The organism is Streptomyces sp. NPDC008125, assembly GCF_042957125.1.
GTDB lineage: Bacteria > Actinomycetota > Actinomycetes > Streptomycetales > Streptomycetaceae > Streptomyces.
The window spans coordinates 1-18,316 of sequence record NZ_JBIBHR010000021.1 but is presented as its reverse complement, the minus strand read 5'-3'; the positions used below and the strand labels follow the sequence as shown (position 1 = coordinate 18,316).

The 18,316-nt window shown below is 72.1% G+C and carries 17 protein-coding genes; 3 read left to right on the top strand and 14 right to left on the bottom strand.

What is annotated here, in order from left to right; translation table 11 throughout:
- Nucleotides 1-176 precede the first annotated feature (176 nt).
- The 6 genes from hemB to ACFZAX_RS29075 all read right to left on the bottom strand — a co-directional run bounded on the left by hemB (nucleotide 177) and on the right by ACFZAX_RS29075 (nucleotide 6,879).
- Nucleotides 177-1,181 carry a porphobilinogen synthase gene (hemB, locus tag ACFZAX_RS29100; RefSeq protein WP_390965272.1) on the bottom strand — a complete coding sequence of 335 codons (1,005 nt, stop codon included), beginning with the start codon at nucleotides 1,179-1,181 and terminating at the stop codon, nucleotides 177-179.
- 162 nt (nucleotides 1,182-1,343) lie between these two features.
- Nucleotides 1,344-3,014, bottom strand: a complete 1,671-nt coding sequence (locus tag ACFZAX_RS29095) for a uroporphyrinogen-III synthase (protein ID WP_390965271.1) — start codon at nucleotides 3,012-3,014, stop codon at nucleotides 1,344-1,346.
- Nucleotides 3,011-3,997, bottom strand: coding sequence for a hydroxymethylbilane synthase (hemC, locus tag ACFZAX_RS29090; protein WP_390965270.1), 987 nt, complete (start codon nucleotides 3,995-3,997; stop codon nucleotides 3,011-3,013). The genes ACFZAX_RS29095 and hemC overlap by 4 nt, the downstream gene beginning before the upstream one ends.
- Nucleotides 3,994-5,508, bottom strand: a complete 1,515-nt coding sequence (locus ACFZAX_RS29085) for a glutamyl-tRNA reductase (RefSeq protein WP_390965269.1) — start codon at nucleotides 5,506-5,508, stop codon at nucleotides 3,994-3,996. Before ACFZAX_RS29085 ends, hemC begins: the two co-directional genes overlap by 4 nt.
- Entirely contained in the window at nucleotides 5,505-6,272 is a 768-nt protein-coding gene (locus ACFZAX_RS29080; protein ID WP_390965268.1) for a redox-sensing transcriptional repressor Rex, read from the bottom strand. The genes ACFZAX_RS29085 and ACFZAX_RS29080 overlap by 4 nt, the downstream gene beginning before the upstream one ends.
- A 331-nt stretch (nucleotides 6,273-6,603) precedes the next feature.
- A complete protein-coding gene (locus ACFZAX_RS29075; RefSeq protein WP_390965267.1) occupies nucleotides 6,604-6,879 on the bottom strand; it encodes a glutaredoxin family protein in 276 nt (91 codons plus the stop codon).
- A gap of 223 nt (nucleotides 6,880-7,102) precedes the next feature.
- On the opposite strand from ACFZAX_RS29075, the gene ACFZAX_RS29070 reads away from it, so the two are divergent.
- From ACFZAX_RS29070 to ACFZAX_RS29060, 3 genes are all read left to right on the top strand, one after another.
- Nucleotides 7,103-8,047, top strand: a complete 945-nt coding sequence (locus ACFZAX_RS29070; protein WP_390965266.1) for an HAD-IB family hydrolase — start codon at nucleotides 7,103-7,105, stop codon at nucleotides 8,045-8,047.
- A gap of 694 nt (nucleotides 8,048-8,741) precedes the next feature.
- Entirely contained in the window at nucleotides 8,742-9,584 is an 843-nt protein-coding gene (locus ACFZAX_RS29065; RefSeq protein WP_390965265.1) for an ECF subfamily RNA polymerase sigma factor, BldN family, read from the top strand.
- 251 nt (nucleotides 9,585-9,835) lie between these two features.
- A complete protein-coding gene (locus ACFZAX_RS29060; protein ID WP_390965264.1) occupies nucleotides 9,836-11,056 on the top strand; it encodes a DUF5667 domain-containing protein in 1,221 nt (406 codons plus the stop codon).
- 128 nt (nucleotides 11,057-11,184) lie between these two features.
- On the opposite strand, the gene ACFZAX_RS29055 is transcribed toward ACFZAX_RS29060, so the two are convergent.
- The 8 genes from ACFZAX_RS29055 to ACFZAX_RS29020 form a co-directional block, all read right to left on the bottom strand.
- Nucleotides 11,185-12,294: a 1-acyl-sn-glycerol-3-phosphate acyltransferase gene (locus ACFZAX_RS29055; RefSeq protein WP_390965263.1), complete on the bottom strand. Its 1,110-nt coding sequence runs from the start codon at nucleotides 12,292-12,294 to the stop codon at nucleotides 11,185-11,187.
- A gap of 15 nt (nucleotides 12,295-12,309) precedes the next feature.
- Nucleotides 12,310-13,416, bottom strand: coding sequence for an NAD-dependent epimerase/dehydratase family protein (locus ACFZAX_RS29050; RefSeq protein ID WP_390965262.1), 1,107 nt, complete (start codon nucleotides 13,414-13,416; stop codon nucleotides 12,310-12,312).
- Between the two features lie 253 nt (nucleotides 13,417-13,669).
- Nucleotides 13,670-13,768, bottom strand: coding sequence for a 30S ribosomal protein bS22 (locus ACFZAX_RS29045; RefSeq protein ID WP_003948845.1), 99 nt, complete (start codon nucleotides 13,766-13,768; stop codon nucleotides 13,670-13,672).
- Nucleotides 13,769-13,878: 110 nt separating this feature from the next.
- Nucleotides 13,879-14,091, bottom strand: a complete 213-nt coding sequence (locus ACFZAX_RS29040) for a helix-turn-helix domain-containing protein (RefSeq protein WP_014046653.1) — start codon at nucleotides 14,089-14,091, stop codon at nucleotides 13,879-13,881.
- A gap of 128 nt (nucleotides 14,092-14,219) precedes the next feature.
- Nucleotides 14,220-15,035, bottom strand: a complete 816-nt coding sequence (locus ACFZAX_RS29035) for a phosphatase (RefSeq protein ID WP_390965386.1) — start codon at nucleotides 15,033-15,035, stop codon at nucleotides 14,220-14,222.
- 124 nt (nucleotides 15,036-15,159) lie between these two features.
- Entirely contained in the window at nucleotides 15,160-16,332 is a 1,173-nt protein-coding gene (locus ACFZAX_RS29030) for an acetoin utilization protein AcuC (RefSeq protein WP_390965261.1), read from the bottom strand.
- Nucleotides 16,301-17,515 carry an MFS transporter gene (locus tag ACFZAX_RS29025; RefSeq protein WP_390965260.1) on the bottom strand — a complete coding sequence of 405 codons (1,215 nt, stop codon included), beginning with the start codon at nucleotides 17,513-17,515 and terminating at the stop codon, nucleotides 16,301-16,303. The genes ACFZAX_RS29030 and ACFZAX_RS29025 overlap by 32 nt, the downstream gene beginning before the upstream one ends.
- A 41-nt stretch (nucleotides 17,516-17,556) precedes the next feature.
- On the bottom strand, nucleotides 17,557-18,201 hold the full coding sequence (locus tag ACFZAX_RS29020; RefSeq protein ID WP_390965259.1) for an HAD-IA family hydrolase: 645 nt from the start codon (nucleotides 18,199-18,201) through the stop codon (nucleotides 17,557-17,559).
- Nucleotides 18,202-18,316 lie beyond the last annotated feature (115 nt).

Here is an 18,316-nt window from a genome sequence, read left to right as displayed (position 1 = left end):
TGGGACCTTTGGCGAAGCGCGAGAAGTGGTTCACCCGGGCATCGTGCCACCACCCCGGGCGGCGGGCACCCGTGCACCGGACCCGCACGCCGGAGGCCGAAGTCGAGCGGGTGCGGCGGGGCCCGCCGGGCCATCCGCACGGACGCGCCCGCCGGGCCCCGCCGGTACGGTGACGGCTACGCCGAGCGCCCGCCCAGCCGCTGCGCGACCTCCGTCGCCCAGTACGTCAGGATCATCGACGCACCCGCGCGCCGGATGCCGGTCAGGCTCTCCAGGATCGCCGCGTCGCGGTCGATCCAGCCCTTCTCGGCGGCGGCCTCGATCATCGAGTACTCGCCGCTGATCTGGTACGCCGCGACCGGCACGTTCACGGAGTCGGCGACCTTGGCGAGGATGTCGAGGTACGGGCCGGCCGGCTTGACCATCACCATGTCGGCGCCCTCCTCCAGGTCGAGCGCCAGCTCGCGCAGGGACTCGCGGACGTTCGCCGGGTCCTGCTGGTACGTCTTGCGGTCGCCCCGGAGCGAGGAGCCGACGGCCTCCCGGAAGGGGCCGTAGAAGGCGGAGGAGTACTTCGCGGTGTACGCGAGGATCGACACGTCCTCGTACCCGGTCTGGTCCAGGGCGTCGCGGATCACACCGATCTGGCCGTCCATCATGCCGCTCGGGCCGACCGTGTGGGCGCCCGCGTCGGCCTGGACCTGGGCCATCTCGGCGTACCGCTCCAGGGTGGCGTCGTTGTCGACGCGGCCGTCCTCGGTCAGCACACCGCAGTGGCCGTGGTCGGTGTACTCGTCCAGGCAGAGGTCCGACATGACGACGAGGTCGTCGCCGACCTCCTTGCGCACCGCGCGCAGGCCCTGCTGGAGGATGCCGTCCGGGTCCGTCCCCGCCGTGCCCCGGGCGTCCTTCTTCTCGTCGGCCGGAACGCCGAAGAGCATGATCCCGGAGACCCCGGCCTCGACCGCGTCGACGGCGGCCTTCCGCAGGGTGTCCAGGGTGTGCTGCCGCACGCCCGGCATCGCCGAGATCTCGACCGGCGCGTCGATGCCCTCGCGGACGAACGCGGGCAGGATCAGGTTGGCGGGGTGGAGGCGGGTCTCGGCGACCATCCGTCGCATCGTCGGGGTCGTCCGCAGCCGCCGGGGGCGGGAGCCGGGGAAGTTTCCGTACGCAGTCATTCTTTGACCATAGACCCGCCCACATCGGTCTCTTACCGACACCCCTGCCGGAAAAACGGGCCCCGCGCCCGCGCTCCGGAACCACCACCGGGCACGAGCGCGGAAAGGGCCCGGCAGCTCCACCAGGGAGCCGCCGGGCCCGTACGTCCGCTCCGACCGGTGTCAGGTCGTCGTACGCCTCCGCCGCGCACCGGGGCGCCGCTCGCTCGGGCGGGTCACCGGGTCGCCGGCCTCCTTGGCCGCGTCCCGGCGCCGCGCGCCGAACTCCGCCAGCGCCTCGGCCAGCTTGTGCACCGAGGGCTCCGGCGCGAGGACGTCGACCCGCAGGCCGTGCTCCTCGGCGGTCTTCGCGGTGGCCGGGCCGATGCAGGCGATGACCGTCACGTTGTGCGGCTTGCCCGCGATGCCGACCAGGTTGCGGACGGTCGAGGACGAGGTGAAGAGCACCGCGTCGAAACCGCCGCCCTTGATCGCCTCCCGGGTGTCCGCCGGGGGCGGCGAGGCGCGGACCGTGCGGTACGCGGTCACGTCGTCGACCTCCCAGCCCAGGTCGATCAGGCCCGCCACCAGGGTCTCGGTGGCGATGTCGGCGCGGGGCAGGAAGACACGGTCGATCGGGTCGAAGACCGGGTCGTACGGCGGCCAGTCCTCCAGGAGACCCGCGGCGGACTGCTCGCCCGACGGCACCAGGTCCGGCTTCACACCGAAATCGACCAGCGCGGCGGCGGTCTGCTCGCCGACGGCCGCGACCTTGATCCCGGCGAAGGCGCGGGCGTCGAGGCCGTACTCCTCGAACTTCTCCCGTACGGCCTTCACGGCGTTCACCGAGGTGAACGCGATCCACTCGTACCGGCCGGTGACCAGGCCCTTGACCGCGCGCTCCATCTGCTGCGGCGTACGCGGCGGCTCGACGGCGATCGTCGGCACCTCGTGCGGCACGGCACCGTAGGAGCGCAGCTGGTCGGAGAGGGAGGCCGACTGCTCCTTCGTCCGCGGGACGAGCACCTTCCAGCCGAAGAGCTGCTTGGACTCGAACCAGGCGAGCTGGTCGCGCTGGGCGGCGGAGGTACGGTCCCCGACCACGGCTATGACCGGCTGGTGCCCGTCCGGCGACGGGAGCACCTTCGTCTGCTTGAAGAGCTGCGCGACGGTGCCCAGCGTCGCCGTCCACGTCCGCTGGCGGGTGGTGGTGCCCGCGACGGTGACGGTCAGCGGGGTGTCGGGCTTGCGGCCCGCCGAGACCAGCTCGCCCGCCGCCGCCGCGACGGCGTCCAGCGTGGTCGAGACGACTGCGGTCGCGTCGCTCGCGCCGACCTCGCTCCAGCAGCGGTCGGTCGCGGTACGGGCGTCCACGAAACGCACGTCCGCACCCTGCGCGTCGCGCAGCGGCACACCGGCGTACGCGGGCACGCCGACGACGTTCGCGACACCCGGGACGACCTCGAAGGGCACCCCGGCCGCGGCGCACGCGAGCATCTCCGCCCCCGCGCCACCGTCCAGCCCCGGGTCACCGGCGACAGCACGGACGACCCGCCTGCCGCCCTTCGCGGCCTCCATGACAATATTGGCCGCGTCCCTGAGTACAGGCACTCCGGCGGCTGTTGACGTGATGTCAACGACGGTCAGCTCAGGGGTGCTCACGCCTGCCCGCGCATGTGTGCGCACGACGTCGAGCACCTCGGGCTCTGCGACAAGAACGTCGGCGCTCGCGAGCGCCTCGACGGCGCGCAGCGTCAGCAGACCAGGGTCGCCGGGACCGGCGCCGAGGAAGGTGACGTGTCCCTGCGCGGACAACAGCGGAAAGTCGGACACGGCGGGGCCGGTGGGGCTCAAAGTGCTCGCTCCCCCATAAGACCGGCCGCACCCTTGGCGAGCATCTCCGACGCGAGTTCGCGTCCGAGAGCCGCCGCGTCGTCCTGCGACGTGGGAACGGGACCGGTGATGGACAGCTGCACGAGCGAGGAACCGTCGGTGGAACCGACGACACCGCGCAGGCGCAGTTCGTTGACAGCCTGACCGTCGACCAGGAGGTCGGCCAACGCACCCACGGGTGCGGAGCAGCCGGCCTCCAGGGCGGCGAGCAGGGAACGCTCGGCGGTGACCGCGACCCGGGTGTACGGGTCGTCGAGCTCCGCGAGCGCGGCGGCGAGGTCGGTGCTCGTCGTCGCGCACTCGATCGCCAGTGCTCCCTGACCGGGAGCGGGCAGAACGGTGTCGGGCGACAGGAAGTCGGTCACCTCGTCCGTCCGGCCCAGACGGCTGAGACCGGCCGCGGCGAGAACCACCGCGTCCAGCTCTCCGTTCCGTACAAATCCGATGCGCGTATCCACGTTGCCGCGGATCGGCACGGTCTCCACGGAGAGGCCGTGCGACTTCGCGTACGCGTTCAGCTGGGCCATGCGGCGCGGCGAACCGGTACCGACACGGGCACCGGCCGGCAGCTCCTCGAAGGTCAGCCCGTCGCGTGCCACCAGCACGTCGCGCGGGTCCTCGCGGAGCGGCACGGCGGCCAGCACCAGGCCCTCGGGTTGCGCGGTCGGCAGGTCCTTGAGGCTGTGGACCGCGAAGTCCACCTCGCCCCGCAGCAGCGCCTCGCGCAGCGCGGCGACGAACACTCCGGTGCCGCCGATCTGCGCCAGGTCCTCGCGCGAGACGTCGCCGTACGTGGTGATCTCGACGAGCTCGACGGCGCGCCCGGTCACCTCGCTGACCGCCTCGGCGACCAGGCCCGACTGGGCCATGGCGAGTTTGCTGCGCCGGGTGCCGAGCCGCAGCGGCGTGTTGTTGGCCCCACCCTGGGGTGAGCTGTCGGTCATGACCGCCCTCTATTCGGGTCGTTCAGGTCTGCCCGGGAGACGGCGGCCACCGTCTGCGGGTCGAGGTCGAAGAGTTCTCGCAGCGCGTCCGCGTACCCGGCGCCGCCGGGCTCGCTCGCCAGCTGCTTGACCCGCACGGTCGGCGCGTGCAGGAGCTTGTCGACGACACGGCGCACGGTCTGCGTGATCTCCGCGCGCTGCTTCTCGTCGAGGTCGGGCAGCCGTCCGTCGAGCCGGGCGATCTCGCCGGCCACCACGTCGGCGGCCATCGTGCGCAGGGCGACGACGGTCGGGGTGATGTGTGCGGCGCGCTGGGCGGCGCCGAAGGCGGCCACCTCGTCGGAGACGATGCCCCGCACCCGGTCGACGTCGGCGGCCATCGGGGCGTCCGCGGACGCCTCGGCGAGCGACTCGATGTCGACGAGGCGTACGCCGGCGACGCGGTGCGCGGCGCTGTCCACGTCCCTCGGCATCGCGAGGTCGAGGATCGCGAGCCGTACGGGTCCGTTGTTCTGCGCGGGAACGGTGACGCGGCGCGGCGCGGCCGGGGTGCCGTCCTGGGCGGGGAGGCCGTTGCCGGACCCGTTCTCCACCCAGGCGGCGTGCTGGTCCAGCGCGTCCACGGCGGCAGCGGTACCGGCCTTCCCGGCGGGCACGGCCGCGGCGTCGTACTCCGCGCCGACGGCCTTCGCGATCGCCTCGGCGGTCAGGACCAGCCCGGTCGAACCGGTGCAGGACACCACGATGTCGGCACGTGTCAGTTCCTCGCCGACGGCGGTCATCTCCACGGCGCGGGCACGCAGTCCGGGCCCGGTCGCCTGGCCGAGGATCTCCACCAGGCGGTCGGCGCGGGCCCGGGTCCGGTTGGCGACGACGATCTCGCCGACTCCGGTACGGGCCAGGGTGGCGGCGGCCAGCGAGGACATCGAACCGGCCCCGATGACCAGGGCGCGCTTGCCCCGGGCCCAGGCGTCGACGTCCTGTCCGGCGGCGAGCTGTTCCAGTCCGAAGGTGACCAGCGACTGTCCGGCGCGGTCGATCCCGGTCTCGCTGTGGGCGCGCTTGCCCACCCGCAAAGCCTGCTGGAACAGGTCGTTCAGCAGCCGCCCCGCCGTGTGGAGCTCCTGCCCCAGGGCGAGCGCGTCCTTGATCTGGCCGAGGATCTGCCCCTCGCCCACGACCATCGAGTCCAGCCCGCAGGCCACCGACAGGAGGTGGTGGACGGCGCGGTCCTCGTAGTGCACGTAGAGATGGGGAGTGAGTTCGTCCAGCCCGACCTGGCTGTGCTGCGCGAGCAGCGTCGACAGCTCGGCGACGCCCGCGTGGAACTTGTCCACGTCGGCGTAGAGCTCGATGCGGTTGCAGGTGGCCAGCACGGTGGCCTCGGCCGCGGGCTCCGCGGCGAGGGTGTCCTGCAACAGCTTGACCTGGGCGTCCTGGGCGAGCGAGGCCCGTTCCAGTACGGAGACGGGGGCGCTGCGGTGGCTCAGTCCGACGACGAGAAGGCTCATGCGGGCATCACGGCGGGCATGTCCCCGTCGGGTCCCTTCCGGTTCACCGGGGTCGCGCGCATCGGCGGCGCGGCCTCGTCGGTCTCGTCGGCGTTGCCGTCCTCGCCGGCCTTGCGCTGCTCGTGGAACGCGAGGATCTGCAGCTCGATCGAGAGGTCGACCTTGCGCACGTCGACGCCCTCGGGAACGGAGAGGACGGTCGGCGCGAAGTTGAGGATCGAGGTGACACCGGCCGCCACGAGACGGTCGCAGACCTGCTGGGCCGCGCCGGGCGGGGTGGTGATCACGCCGATGGACACACCGTTGTCGGTGAGGATGCGGTCCATGTCGTCGGTGTGCTGGACGGGGATCCCGGCGACCGGCGTGCCGGCCATCGCGGGGTCGGCGTCGATCAGCGCGGCGACCCGGAAACCGCGGGAGGCGAACCCGCCGTAGTTGGCGAGGGCGGCGCCGAGGTTTCCGATGCCGACGATGGCGACCGGCCAGTCCTGGGTGAGGCCGAGCTCACGGGAGATCTGGTAGACGAGGTACTCGACGTCGTACCCGACGCCCCGGGTGCCGTAGGACCCCAGGTAGCTGAAGTCCTTGCGGAGCTTCGCGGAATTGACCCCCGCGGCCGTGGCGAGTTCCTCGGAGGAAACCGTCGGAACGGAACGCTCGGACAGCGCGGTGAGTGCGCGCAGATACAGGGGGAGTCGGGCGACAGTGGCCTCGGGAATTCCTCGGCTTCGGGTCGCCGGTCGGTGAGTTCGGCCAGTTGCCACGGTGCTCCTGCGGGATGAGCGGGGCTGTAGGCGGCCGTATGTCCCAAGACCGCCCCGTCGAATGCAGGCTATGTCTTTGTGAACACGTGCACAAAGATTGTGTCCGTTTTGTCCGGTCAAAGTGACCGGGGTCACGCGAATTCGCCGCCCGATCCCGGAACCACGGATCGCATCAACCCGTTGCGGGTTCGAAGGGGGCAAAACCGAACACACTCCTCAAGACCGGGCCCCCGAGACCACTCAAAACGCCCATGATGGTACGCGAAAATCGTTGACTCAGGCACCCAGTGCCGTGTCCGGCCCCGCGCGGCGCCCGACCCGCGGAAACGGTTCAGGCACCCAGCGCCGTGCGCAGCCGCTTCGGGTCGACCCGCCAGAAGGTGTGCTGCTCCCCGTCGATCAGCACCACCGGGATCTGCTCCCAGTACCGCGCGTACAGCGCCTCGTCCCGCGTGATGTCCTTCTCCTCCAGCGCCGCGCCGGTCTCCGCGCACACCGCGTCCACCACGGCCCTCGCGTCCTCGCAGAGGTGGCAGCCCGGCTTCCCGAGGAGCGTGACGACCCGGTCGGCGGGCTTCTTCTTCGTACGACGCAGCAGGGCACTCATGGCCCCATTCTCCGCCCGGCGGGCCCCGCACCGACACCACCGCGCACCGTTTCCGCGCGGCCGGGACACGGCCGCGGCGGTGCGGGGACGCCGGGGGAGCACGGCCGCGGCACGACCGGAACCGCCGCCCGGCACGTCCGCGTCACGGCCGGGCCCCGGAGAGTTCACGCCCACGGAACCCGGCGGGACCAGAAGTGCCCGGCGACATGGTTATGCTCGCCGCATGGCCTCTCTTGGATGGCTCACACCTCGCAGGCGCCCCGCCACCGCACGGAGCGTGCTGGCGGGCGAGGCTGCGGCCGAGGCCGCCCGCAAGGCGACGCTGGGCGGGGACGGCGGCACCCTCCTCGAAGCGGACCGGGGCGCACCCGAGGAACCCGCGTTCCCGGTGGCCGGCGACGACCGCGCCGCCGCCTTCTTCGACCTCGACAACACCGTGATGCAGGGCGCCGCCCTCTTCCACTTCGGCCGGGGCCTCTACAAGCGGAAGTTCTTCCAGCGGCGCGAACTGACCCGCTTCGCCTGGCAGCAGGCGTGGTTCCGGCTGGCCGGCGTGGAAGACCCGGAACACATGCAGGACGCCCGCGACAGCGCGCTCTCCATCGTCAAGGGACACCGCGTCTCCGAGCTGATGTCCATCGGCGAGGAGATCTACGACGAGTACATGGCCGACCGCATCTGGCCCGGCACCCGTGCCCTCGCCCAGGCGCACCTCGACGCCGGCCAGAAGGTCTGGCTGGTCACCGCCGCCCCGGTGGAGACCGCCACGATCATCGCCCGCCGGCTCGGCCTCACCGGCGCGCTCGGCACGGTCGCCGAGTCCGTCGACGGCGTCTACACCGGCCGCCTGGTCGGCGAACCGCTGCACGGCCCCGCCAAGGCCGAGGCGGTACGCGCCCTGGCGGCGGGCGAGGGCCTGGACCTCCGGCGCTGTGCCGCGTACAGCGACTCGCACAACGACATCCCGATGCTCTCGCTGGTCGGCCACCCCTACGCGATCAACCCCGACGCCAAGCTCCGCAAGCACGCCCGCGCCCACGACTGGCGGCTGCGCGACTACCGCACCGGGCGCAAGGCCGCGCAGGTCGCGCTCCCGGCCGCCGCCGGGGTCGGCGCGCTGGCCGGCGGCACCGTCGCCGCCGTCGCCCTGCACCGCCGCCGCCGCTGACCCGCTGACCCGTCGGCATCGGCCCGCCGCCGCCCGCCGCCCCCGCGGCCCACCACCCCGTCCGACCGCTCCGCCCGCGCCCACCCGCCGTTCGCCCCGCCGAACGCCCGTGCGCGCGGGCGTCCGCGCGTCCGCACCACCTCGCGTCCGCATCCCAGCACCTCCGCACCTCCGCACCTCCGCACATACGCACGGCCTCCGGGCACACCTCCGTCGACGGCTGTCGGGAACGGCCCTCGGCACGGACACCTGTGCGCCTGGCCAGCCCCCTCCGAACACTCCGCCCGCGCGCCCTCGTGCGCCCCGCGCTCCCCCTCGGCGCGGACGCGATCGAGCCGGGCCACGCCCGGGACCGCCGGGGAGGGCCGCCCCGGGGGGAAGGCCGGCGGAACCCCCGCGCCGCCCGCCCCGCCCCGCCCGCCCCGCGACGGGCCGACGGACGGCGAGCGACCACAACCGGTACCGAGCAGGGACAGAACGCGAAGCAATTCGATCAATAACCGGTCACCATCTGCGATCGCAATAGTCACCGAGCGATACGAGAACTGACGCAACCGGTGATTTTAGCAACTCGGTGTAGTGCCGCCTGTACGAAGCGTTATTCTCCTCAAACGCATGATGGAGCCCGCCACCCCCTACAAAAGGTGACGGCTTTCGAACTGCTCGTGATGGAAGCTCTGCCTCTGGGAGTCCCGTGTACCCACACGTCGGGGTTGACGCCTCGGGCCTGGCTACGCTGCGTGCAACGGTCCTCGACCGCTTGCGCGGCTTCGTCCCCACCGCGTACGCCGTACCCGCGCTCGCCACCCCTGCACCCGCACCTGCCGGTCCTTGCTATGCCCTGGCGGAACGCGGTGCGGTGGTCGGAAGACGCGGCAACCGCGCCGTCTCGGCCGCGTCCTCCACCCCGCCCGCGTCGTCGTCGGCATCGTCGGCGTCGTCACCATCGGCGTCGGCCTCCACCGTGCGCCGCCCGACCGCCGACAGCGACAGCGCGCGCATGATGGACCTCGTCGAACGCGCACAGGCCGGCGAGGCCGACGCCTTCGGACGCCTCTACGACCAGTACAGCGACACCGTGTACCGCTACATCTACTACCGCGTGGGCGGCAAGGCCACGGCGGAGGACCTCACCAGCGAGACCTTCCTCCGCGCGCTGCGCCGCATCTCCACCTTCACCTGGCAGGGCCGCGACTTCGGCGCCTGGCTGGTCACCATCGCGCGCAACCTCGTCGCCGACCACTTCAAGTCCAGCCGCTTCCGGCTGGAGGTGACCACCGGCGAGATGCTCGACGCCAACGAGGTCGAGCGCTCCCCCGAGGACTCCGTGCTGGAATCCCTCTCCAACGCCGCGCTGCTCCAGGCGGTGCGGCGCCTCAACCCGCAGCAGCAGGAGTGCGTCACGCTCCGGTTCCTGCAAGGGCTCTCGGTCGCCGAGACGGCCCGGGTGATGGGCAAGAACGAGGGCGCGATCAAGACCCTCCAGTACCGGGCCGTGCGCACGCTCGCCCGTCTCTTGCCGGACGACGTCCGCTGACGCGGCCCCGTCGCCGGACGGCCCCCGCAGGGCGCGGTTCCGCCGTCCGACCTGTCACGTTCATGACGCACTGGTCCGATCATCTTTCGTCCGTAACCCAAGTGCCGCGCCGCTCGTTGTGCCGGATGCAGGCCCCCTGTAGCTACACCTCGACCGGCGTCGCTCACTCCATCGAGTGGCATCGACTCCGGGTGTACAACCTTCCGGACCCCCAGGGGAGTCGACCGTCATGACGAGAGGAGGTGCCGCCAGTGATCGCAAACGTTTCGGCACACCGGCGGGCGAACGCCTTCGCCCAGGCCCTGGAGGAGCAGTCCCCCCAGGGTGCGGCGGCCGTACAGCCCGAGGAGCCGGCCGAGCAGGCCGACCACGGAGCACTGTTGGCCCTGGCGAACGGCCTCGGTGAACTGCCGTCGCCGCAGTTCGATCCCGAAGTCAAAGTGGTGCAGCGAGCCCAGCTCGTCGCCGCCATGGAGGCGATGTTCGCCGAGGGCGGTGCGTCCACGGGCCCTACGGTGCCCGAGCAACGCCCCGGGGGAGCCCACCGGGCCTCCCCGCTCCGCAAGCTCCGCCCCCGCTCCCGCTGGGCGAAGGGGCTCACGGCCGGCGGGCTGACCGTGGGTGTCGCGGCGGGCGCGTTCGGTGGCGTGGCCGCCGCCAGCTCCGACGCCCTCCCCGGTGACTCGCTGTACGGCCTCAAGCGGGGCATGGAGGACATCCAGCGCTCCATGGCCGACAGCGACACCGACCGCGGCGAGGCCTTCCTCGACCAGGCCTCGACCCGGCTCAACGAGGCGCGCCGCCTGATGGAGCGCGGCCGTTCCGGCCACCTGGACCACGAGTCGCTGGGCGAGATCCGGCGGGCCCTCAGCGGGATGTCGCACGACGCCTCCGAGGGGCACCGGCTGCTCCACGCCGCGTACGAACGCGAGGGCACTCTGGGGCCCATCCAGACCCTGGACTCGTTCTCCCGTTCGCACCGCGACAGCTGGAGCAGCCTGCGTGACAAGCTGCCCGTCCAGCTCACCGACGTCGGGGACAAGGTCAGCTCGGTGCTGGCGGCCATAGACGAAGAGGTCGCGCCGCTGGAGTCGCTGCTGCCGCGCACGCCGGACAGGAGCGTCGGGGGCACCTCGGAGCGGTCCGGGGTTCCCCGGCGTGACGGCGGTTCCTCGCGGACCTCCCCCTCCACCGCACCCTCGTCGGCGCCCTCCTCCGCGGCCTCGGCCAAGGGCGGCTCCCCCGCGCCCTCGGGTTCGGCGTCGCCGGAGTCGTCGGAGGGTCTCCTCGGCGGTGGGACGAGCGGCCTGCTCGACGGCCTGCCGACGGACGGCGGTACGCCGTCGAGCTCGGACGGCTCCGACACCCCGGGTGGTGCCGACAGCTCGGCCACGCCGGACGTCACCCTGCCGCCGCTGCTGCCGGGCCTCCTCCCCGGCCTGGGCATCAGCGCGGAGGACGCCGACGAGTAGAGCGTGTCCCGACACCCGTGAGGGTGTGGGGCGACAGCGGCGCCGTCCGTCCGGCAGACGGGAGAGGGCATCCGGATCGACACCGGCCGCCCGCTCCCCCGGCTGCGACCGGCCGCCTTCGGGACGGCTCAGAAGAACACCGAGCGGCGCTGCACCAGCAGTTTGTAGAGCGTGTGCTGGATCTGTTCGCGTACCTGGTCGGTGAGGTTGAACATCAGCATCGGGTCCTCGGCCGCCTCCGGCGGGTAGCCGTCCGTCGGGATGGGCTCGCCGAACTGGATGGTCCACTTCGTCGGCAGCGGCACCAAGCCGAGCGGGCCGAGCCAGGGGAAGGTCGGGGTGACCGGGAAGTACGGGAAGCCGAGCAGCCGGGCGACGGTCTTCGCGTTGCCGAGCATGGGGTAGATCTCCTCGGCGCCGACGATCGAGCACGGCACGATCGGCACCCCGGCGCGCAGCGCGGTGGAGACGAACCCGCCCCGGCCGAAACGCTGGAGCTTGTACCGGTCGCCGAAGGGTTTGCCGAGTCCCTTGAAGCCCTCCGGCATCACCCCGACGATCTCGCCGAGTTCGAGGAGCCGCTGGGCGTCCTCCGCGCAGGCCAGGGTGTGCCCGGCCTTCCTGGCGAGTTCGTTGACGACCGGCAGCCGGAAGACGAGGTCGGCGGCGAGCAGCCGCAGGTGGCGTTCGGCCGGGTGGTGGTCGTGCACGGCGACCTGGAGCATCAGCCCGTCGAGCGGCAGGGTCCCGGAGTGGTTGGCGACGACGAGCGCGCCGCCGTCCGCCGGGATGTTCTCGATGCCCTTCACCTCGACGCGGAAGTATGTGTCGGCGAGGGGCCGCAGCAGCGACATCAGGACCTGGTCGGTGAGCTCCTCGTCGTAGCCGAACTCGTCCACTTCGTAATCGCCTGTCACCCGCCGTCGCAGGAAGGCGAGTCCGCCCGCGATCCGCCGGTCCCAGTCGCCGCGCTCCGTACTCCCGCGCGTCTTCCGCTCCTCCCGCGCCGCCGCCCCCTCCTGAGGGCCACGCGCGTCCTGGGGCGGCTCGGCACCCGCGCGTCCCTGTCCGGGCACCTGGGCGCCCGGCAGGGCGCTCACGGGCGCCGCGGTGCCCTCGGCCCGCCCGGCGGCCGGGCCGTTGCCGGAGCCGGTACGGCGGCGCGCGGAGCGTGACCCGCCCGCGCCCGGGGACCGGGACCGGTCGTCGTCGAACGGAATGACCTTGGCGTCCGCCATCGTCGATGCGCTCCTCTACCTGGCGCCGTGCGTCGTCTGCGTGTGTGCCTTCAGGGCCGCCGTCGGGACGGCCGGCCGGCTCCGGCGGGCCGGACCTGCTAGCGGCAGCGTTGCGAGGCGGTCGACCGCGCGGCCCACCGCCTCCGGCGGCAGCAGCCCGGGGCCGCGGCTGCGGGCGTACTCCGCGAAGGTCTCCGCCGTGGTGAACCCGGGGCTGAAGCCCAGCGTCTCGTACATCTGCGTGGTGGAGACGACCCTGCCGTGGGTGAGCAGCCGGATCTGTTCCGGCGAGAAGTCCGTCATGCCGACCGCGCGGAGCGCCGAGCCGACCCAGGTGACGGCCGGCAGCAGCACCGGGACCGTCGGCCGGCCGAGGCGCCGCGCGCACTGCGAGAGCAGCAGCACCCCGTCGCCCGCGATGTTGAAGGTGCCGCTGTTGAGGGTGCCCCGCCGCGGTTCGCCCGCCGCGATGCCCAGCACGTCGACCACGTCGTCCTCGTGGACGAACTGGAGCCGGGGGTCGTAGCCGAGGACGGTCGGCAGTACGGGCAGCGCGAGGTAGTCCGCGAGCGGGGAGTCCGGCATCGGGCCGAGGATGTTGGCGAAGCGCAGCACGCAGACCGCGACGTCCGGGCGGCGCCGGGCGAAGCCGCGTACGTACCCCTCGACCTCGACCGCGTCCTTGGCGAAGCCGCCGCTCGGCAGCGACTTCGGCGGGGTCGTCTCGGTGAAGACGGCCGGGTCGCGCGGGGCGGAGCCGTAGACGCTGGTGCTGGACTTCACCACCAGGCGCTGGACGGTGGGCGACTTCTGGCAGGCACCGAGCAGCTGCATGGTGCCGATGACGTTGGTCTCCTTGATCACCGTCCGGCCGGTCGCGCCGAGCGCCTTGCCCGAGACGTTCAGGTGGACCACCGTGTCCACCGAGTGCTCCGCGAGCACCCGCGCGATGGCGGGCTGCCGGATGTCGGCGCGTACGAACACCGCGTCGCCGAGACTGTGCCCGGGCTCCGCGGCGTCGACGGCGATCACCCGGTCCACACCGGGCTCGCGCTGGACGCGCCGCACGAAGCGGCCTCCCAGCTGCCGGGCCGCTCCTGTGACGAGCACGACCTTCCCCAAGATCAGCGCCTTCCGTCGGTCCGCGAGGCGGGACGCCCGCGAAAAAGGGCCATCCTCTGCCGGTCACCGTAGCGGGTGGATGTTTCCCTGCGCGTTCCCCGGAGCGGGGTTTGACGAACTCGTCGCGCCCGGAGCCGGAAAACGGCACCGCAAAAACGGCACCGCACGCCCCCGGGAGGAAACCGGGCCGGAAAATACCGCAGCCCCTCCGCCATGACGGCGGAGGGGCTGCGGAGGCACGAACTGCGTTCGCTTACTTCTTGTTGCGACGCTGAACGCGCGTGCGCTTGAGCAGCTTGCGGTGCTTCTTCTTGGCCATCCGCTTGCGCCGCTTCTTGATAACAGAGCCCACGACTACCCTCGCTCACTTCTCATCCTGGTGCGGGGCGTCTGGGCCCACACGACCTACGTCGGCCTAGCCTACCCGTCACTTGGTGAGGGACGTAATCCGAGGGAAAGACGTCAGGCCGACTCGACCCCCACAAAGGATTCGCGGAGGTACTCGTGAACCGCTTGCTCGGGCACCCGGAACGACCTGCCCACCCGGATCGCCGGCAGATGACCGCTGTGCACCAAGCGGTACACGGTCATCTTCGACACTCTCATGACCGAGGCGACTTCCGCCACGGTCAGAAACTTGACCTCGTTCAGAGGTCTCTCGCTCCCAGCAGCCATGACCCACCTGTACCTTCCGCAGGCGACGCGCACCGGCTTCCCCTCCGGTGACTCTTCGTCGTTGTGCGCTCACTGCCCAGATTAGGGGCGGGTGATGCGAGTGGGGAAGAGGTGAGGCGATCGGGCGCCTACTGTGACAGACGGGCCCGATTGAGCACATAGCGCGTCAGCGGGAGGTAGTGCTCCGCCGCCACGGCGTCGTCCACGGGTACGGCGACCGAGACCCGGCCCTCCGCCTCACCGACGAAGAGCGCAGGGTCGTTCACATCGGCCGGCCCCATCGCCTCGATGCCCAGCTGACCTGCGCCGCACGCCCATCCGTGATCGCCGATCACCAGCTCCGGCAGCCCGTCCGCGCCCTCGGCCGCGCTCTCCAGAGCGGCCCGCACGGGCAGCGGGGAGTGGGTGTGCGCCCCCGGGCCCCCGGGTCCGCCGCGTGCGCCGGGTTCCCGCACGAACGCGACCCCGCGTACGTAATCGAGCCGGTGCGTACGTACGCCGAATCGAGTCGTCATGTCGATACTGCGGCCCCGTGCGGGAGTGAGGACCGTACAGCCGGCCGCCGACAGGGCGTCTGCGAGCCCGGCGTAGAACCCGGCCAGCCGCTCCGGGTGCCCCGTGCCGAACAGCACCGACGCCCGCCGCGCGGCGACCTCGGCGAGCCGCTCCGCGAACGCGTCGAGCCCCGCGAGAGTGCGCTCCGGGTCGATCGTGTCGGCCCCCGAAACGCGCCGGGGATCGCCCGAGACGCCGCACCGCTCGGCCATCAGCCCGAGCACCTCCCGCTCGCCCCAGACCCCCTCGGGGCGGACGCCCAGGGTCGCCCGGGGGTCCTGCGCCGCGAACAGCCGGTAGCTGCGCAGACTGTTCTCGCGCGAGGTGGCGACGGGCCCCGCCAACCGGGCCGCCAGCAGATGGGCGCGCAGCGCCCCGGTGCTCAACACCCCTGCCATGCTGCCGCACCGGCCCCCGGCGGGGGTCAAAACACTATGACTGACGCTCCGTTGGCGTAACGCCCGCACGCCGCACATCCGACGCGGCGTCACCCCCGTTGCCGCACAGCCCTGTTCAGGCGAGCAGTCCACGCAGCGGGTACGCGGCACGACGCGTCGCCAGCACCGCCTGGTCCAGTCGGTCCACCGGGTCGTAACCCGACTCCCAGGCCTGCCAGCGGGGTGTCCGGCCGTCCGTCATCCGCTCCGGTCCTGGCTGCCGGGTGCGCGCCTGGACCTCGTCCCGCCAGGACGCCGGGATCACCGACTCCGGGTCCACCGGCCGATGCGCGGCGATCCCCACGAGGTGGGTCCACGCGCGCGGCACCACGTCGACGACGGCGTACCCGCCACCGCCCAGCGCCACCCACCGCCCGCCTTCGGCGTGCGCGTGCGCGAGTGCGTGGCAGGCCTCCATGACCGCCCGCTGCGCGTCCAGCGTGACCGCCAGGTGGGCGAGGGGATCATCGAAGTGGGTGTCCGTCCCGTGCTGGCTCACCAGCACCTGGGGCCGGAAGTCGGCGATCAGCTCCGGCACCACCGCGTGGAAGGCCCGCAGCCACCCCGCGTCGCCCGTCCCGGCCGGCAGCGCCACGTTGACCGCCCCGCCCTCTCCCGCCGCACCGCCGGTCTCCTGCGGGAAGCCACTGTGCGGGAAGAGGGTGCGCGGGTGCTCGTGCAGCGACACGGTCAGCACCCGGGGGTCGTCCCAGAACGCCGCCTGGACCCCGTCGCCGTGGTGCACGTCCACGTCCACGTAGGCGATACGCTCGGCGCCGAGTTCCAGCAGCCGGGCGATGGCGAGCGCCGGGTCGTTGTAGACACAGAACCCGGCTGCCGCCCCGGGCATCGCGTGGTGCAGCCCGCCGGTGAAGTTGACCGCGTGCGCGGTCTCCCCCTGCCACACGGCCTCGGCGGCCCCCACGGAGAGCCCGGCGATGAGCGCGGAGACCTCGTGCATCCCCGCGAAGGCGGGGTCGTCGGTGGTCCCGAGCCCGTAGTTCCGGTCGGCGCCGGCGGGGTCGGCCGAGGCGGCCCGTACCGCCGCCACGTAGTCCGCCCGGTGCACGAGCCGCAGCGTGGAGTCCCCCGCGGCCTTCGCCGACCGCACGTCCACGGCCTCGTCCAGCCCGAACGCCCGCACCAGCCCCATCGTCAGGGCCAGCCGGACCGGGTCCATCGGATGGCCGTGCCCGAAGTCGTATCCCGTTACCGTGTCATCCCACATCAACCGTGCGCGCCCGCTCATGCCCGCCACCGTATCGGGCCCCGCCCCCGCCGAACGACCGGGCGTACACGAGCGTCACCAGCACCAGGACCATCGGCACCACCATCGCCCCGCGGTAGTTCCACGCGTCGCCGAGTGCCCCCACGAGCGGCGAACCGACCAGGAACCCGACGTAGTTGAAGATGTTCAGCCGGGCGACCGCGACATCGCTCGCGCCGGGGAACAGCCGCCCGGCCGCCGCGAAGGTCTGCGGCACGATCACACAGAGCCCGAACCCCAGGAGGGTGAATCCCGCCATCCCGGTCCACGGGTCGGGCGCCACCGCCACCACCCCGAACCCGACGGCCGCCACCACCGACCCCGCCCGCACCACGGCCGCCGCCCCGACCCGCCGCACCCCGATGTCGCCCACGGCCCGCCCCAGCAGCGTCGTCACCATGTAGACGTTGTACGGGACCGTCGACAGCTGCTCCGAACTCCCCAGCACGTCCTGCAGGTACTTGGCACTCCAGTTGGAGACCGTCGAGTCACCTATGTAGGCGAAGCACATCACCAGGCAGAGCGGCAGCAGCAACCGGAACGGTACGGAGACCGCGGCCTCCCCGTCGGCCGCTCCCTCCCCCGCGCCCTCTTTCCCCGCGGCCAGGCCCTCCGCGTACCACCGGCTGCCGATCAGCGCGGCGGGCAGCAGGACGACGACCGCCGGGAGGTACGAGACGAGGAGCGAGAGGTCCCAGTGCGCCCCGGCCCAGGAGAGCGAGGCCCCCACGATCCCGCCGAGGCTGAACACCGCGTGGAAGCCGAGCATGATGCTGCGGCCGTAGGCCCGCTGCAGGCTGACGCCCATCATGTTCATGGAGGCGTCGAGCGCCCCCACGGAGAGCCCGAAGAGAGCGAGCGCGACGGCCACGTGCCACACCGCGCCGCCCGCGCCGACCCCGAGCAGGGCCAGCATGACGAGGGGCTGCGCCCAGCGCAGGACGGTCCCGGGCCGCACCCGCGCGACCACCTTCTCGGTGACCACGCTGCCGACCCCCGCGAGGATCGGCACGGCGGCCAGGAAGACGGGCAGCAGCCCGTCGGATATCCCGTACTGGTCCTGAATGGCGGGGATACGCGTCACCAGCAGTGCGAAGGTCACCCCTTGCACGAAGAAGCTGAACGCCAACGAACCCCTGCCGTGCCGCAACCGCGCATCTGTCATGGCGGGAGCGTAGGGCCAGGATCTACCCGTGGGTAGACGGATCAGGCGAGCAATCCGGGGAGTTGGGCCATGTCGGAGAAGTGCCCGGTCACTCCGGTGAGCCGGTCCGCCGGCATCATCGAGGTGAATCCGTAGACGTCCATGCCCGCCGCCCTGGCCGCTTCGACGCCCAGCGGACTGTCCTCGACCACGACGCACCGCTCGGGGGCGACACCCATCGAGCGTGCCGCGTGGAGGAACAGGTCCGGGGCGGGCTTGCCGCGGCCCACGTCCTCCGCGCTGAAGATCCACTCCTCCTCGAACCACTGGTCCAGCCCGGCCTTGCGGAGGCTGACGCGAATCCGCTCGTGGCTGCTGGAGGAGGCGACGCAGTAGTCCACGCCCTCCGCGACGAGTGACTCCAGCACGTCTTCGACTCCGGGGACGACGACGAGTTCTTCCTGGAAGGCCGCGAACAGCCTGGCGTTGAGTGTCGTCTCGAAGTCGTCGGGCAATTTCCCGCCCGTACGCTCCAGGACCAGATCGTGCACCCGGTGCACGGCGGACCCCATGTAGTCGCGGAGGGATTCCTCGTACGTGGTGGGGTGACCGAGCTCGGTCAGGTACGCGGCGAGGATCGTGTTGGAGATCGGCTCACTGTCGACGAGCACGCCGTCGTTGTCGAAGATGACCAGTTCGTAGCGCATGGTTCGAGCCTAGACGCTCAGAACGCAGAAAACCCCCGTGCCACAAGGCACGGGGGTCTCCCGGAAAAATTGTTCGGCGGCGTCCTACTCTCCCACAGGGTCCCCCCTGCAGTAC

Excerpts from the sequence above, each read along its gene's own strand:
- ACFZAX_RS29030 (WP_390965261.1), bottom strand. The coding sequence starts at position 16,332 with ATGAGCGGGCGCGCACGGTTGATGTGGGATGACACGGTAACGGGATAC.
- ACFZAX_RS29025 (WP_390965260.1), bottom strand. The coding sequence starts at position 17,515 with ATGACAGATGCGCGGTTGCGGCACGGCAGGGGTTCGTTGGCGTTCAGC.
- hemB (WP_390965272.1), bottom strand. The coding sequence starts at position 1,181 with ATGACTGCGTACGGAAACTTCCCCGGCTCCCGCCCCCGGCGGCTGCGG.
- hemC (WP_390965270.1), bottom strand. The coding sequence starts at position 3,997 with ATGACCGACAGCTCACCCCAGGGTGGGGCCAACAACACGCCGCTGCGG.
- ACFZAX_RS29075 (WP_390965267.1), bottom strand. The coding sequence starts at position 6,879 with ATGAGTGCCCTGCTGCGTCGTACGAAGAAGAAGCCCGCCGACCGGGTC.
- ACFZAX_RS29055 (WP_390965263.1), bottom strand. The coding sequence starts at position 12,294 with ATGGCGGACGCCAAGGTCATTCCGTTCGACGACGACCGGTCCCGGTCC.
- ACFZAX_RS29020 (WP_390965259.1), bottom strand. The coding sequence starts at position 18,201 with ATGCGCTACGAACTGGTCATCTTCGACAACGACGGCGTGCTCGTCGAC.
- ACFZAX_RS29085 (WP_390965269.1), bottom strand. The coding sequence starts at position 5,508 with ATGAGCCTTCTCGTCGTCGGACTGAGCCACCGCAGCGCCCCCGTCTCC.
- ACFZAX_RS29070 (WP_390965266.1), top strand. The coding sequence starts at position 7,103 with ATGGCCTCTCTTGGATGGCTCACACCTCGCAGGCGCCCCGCCACCGCA.
- ACFZAX_RS29040 (WP_014046653.1), bottom strand. The coding sequence starts at position 14,091 with ATGGCTGCTGGGAGCGAGAGACCTCTGAACGAGGTCAAGTTTCTGACC.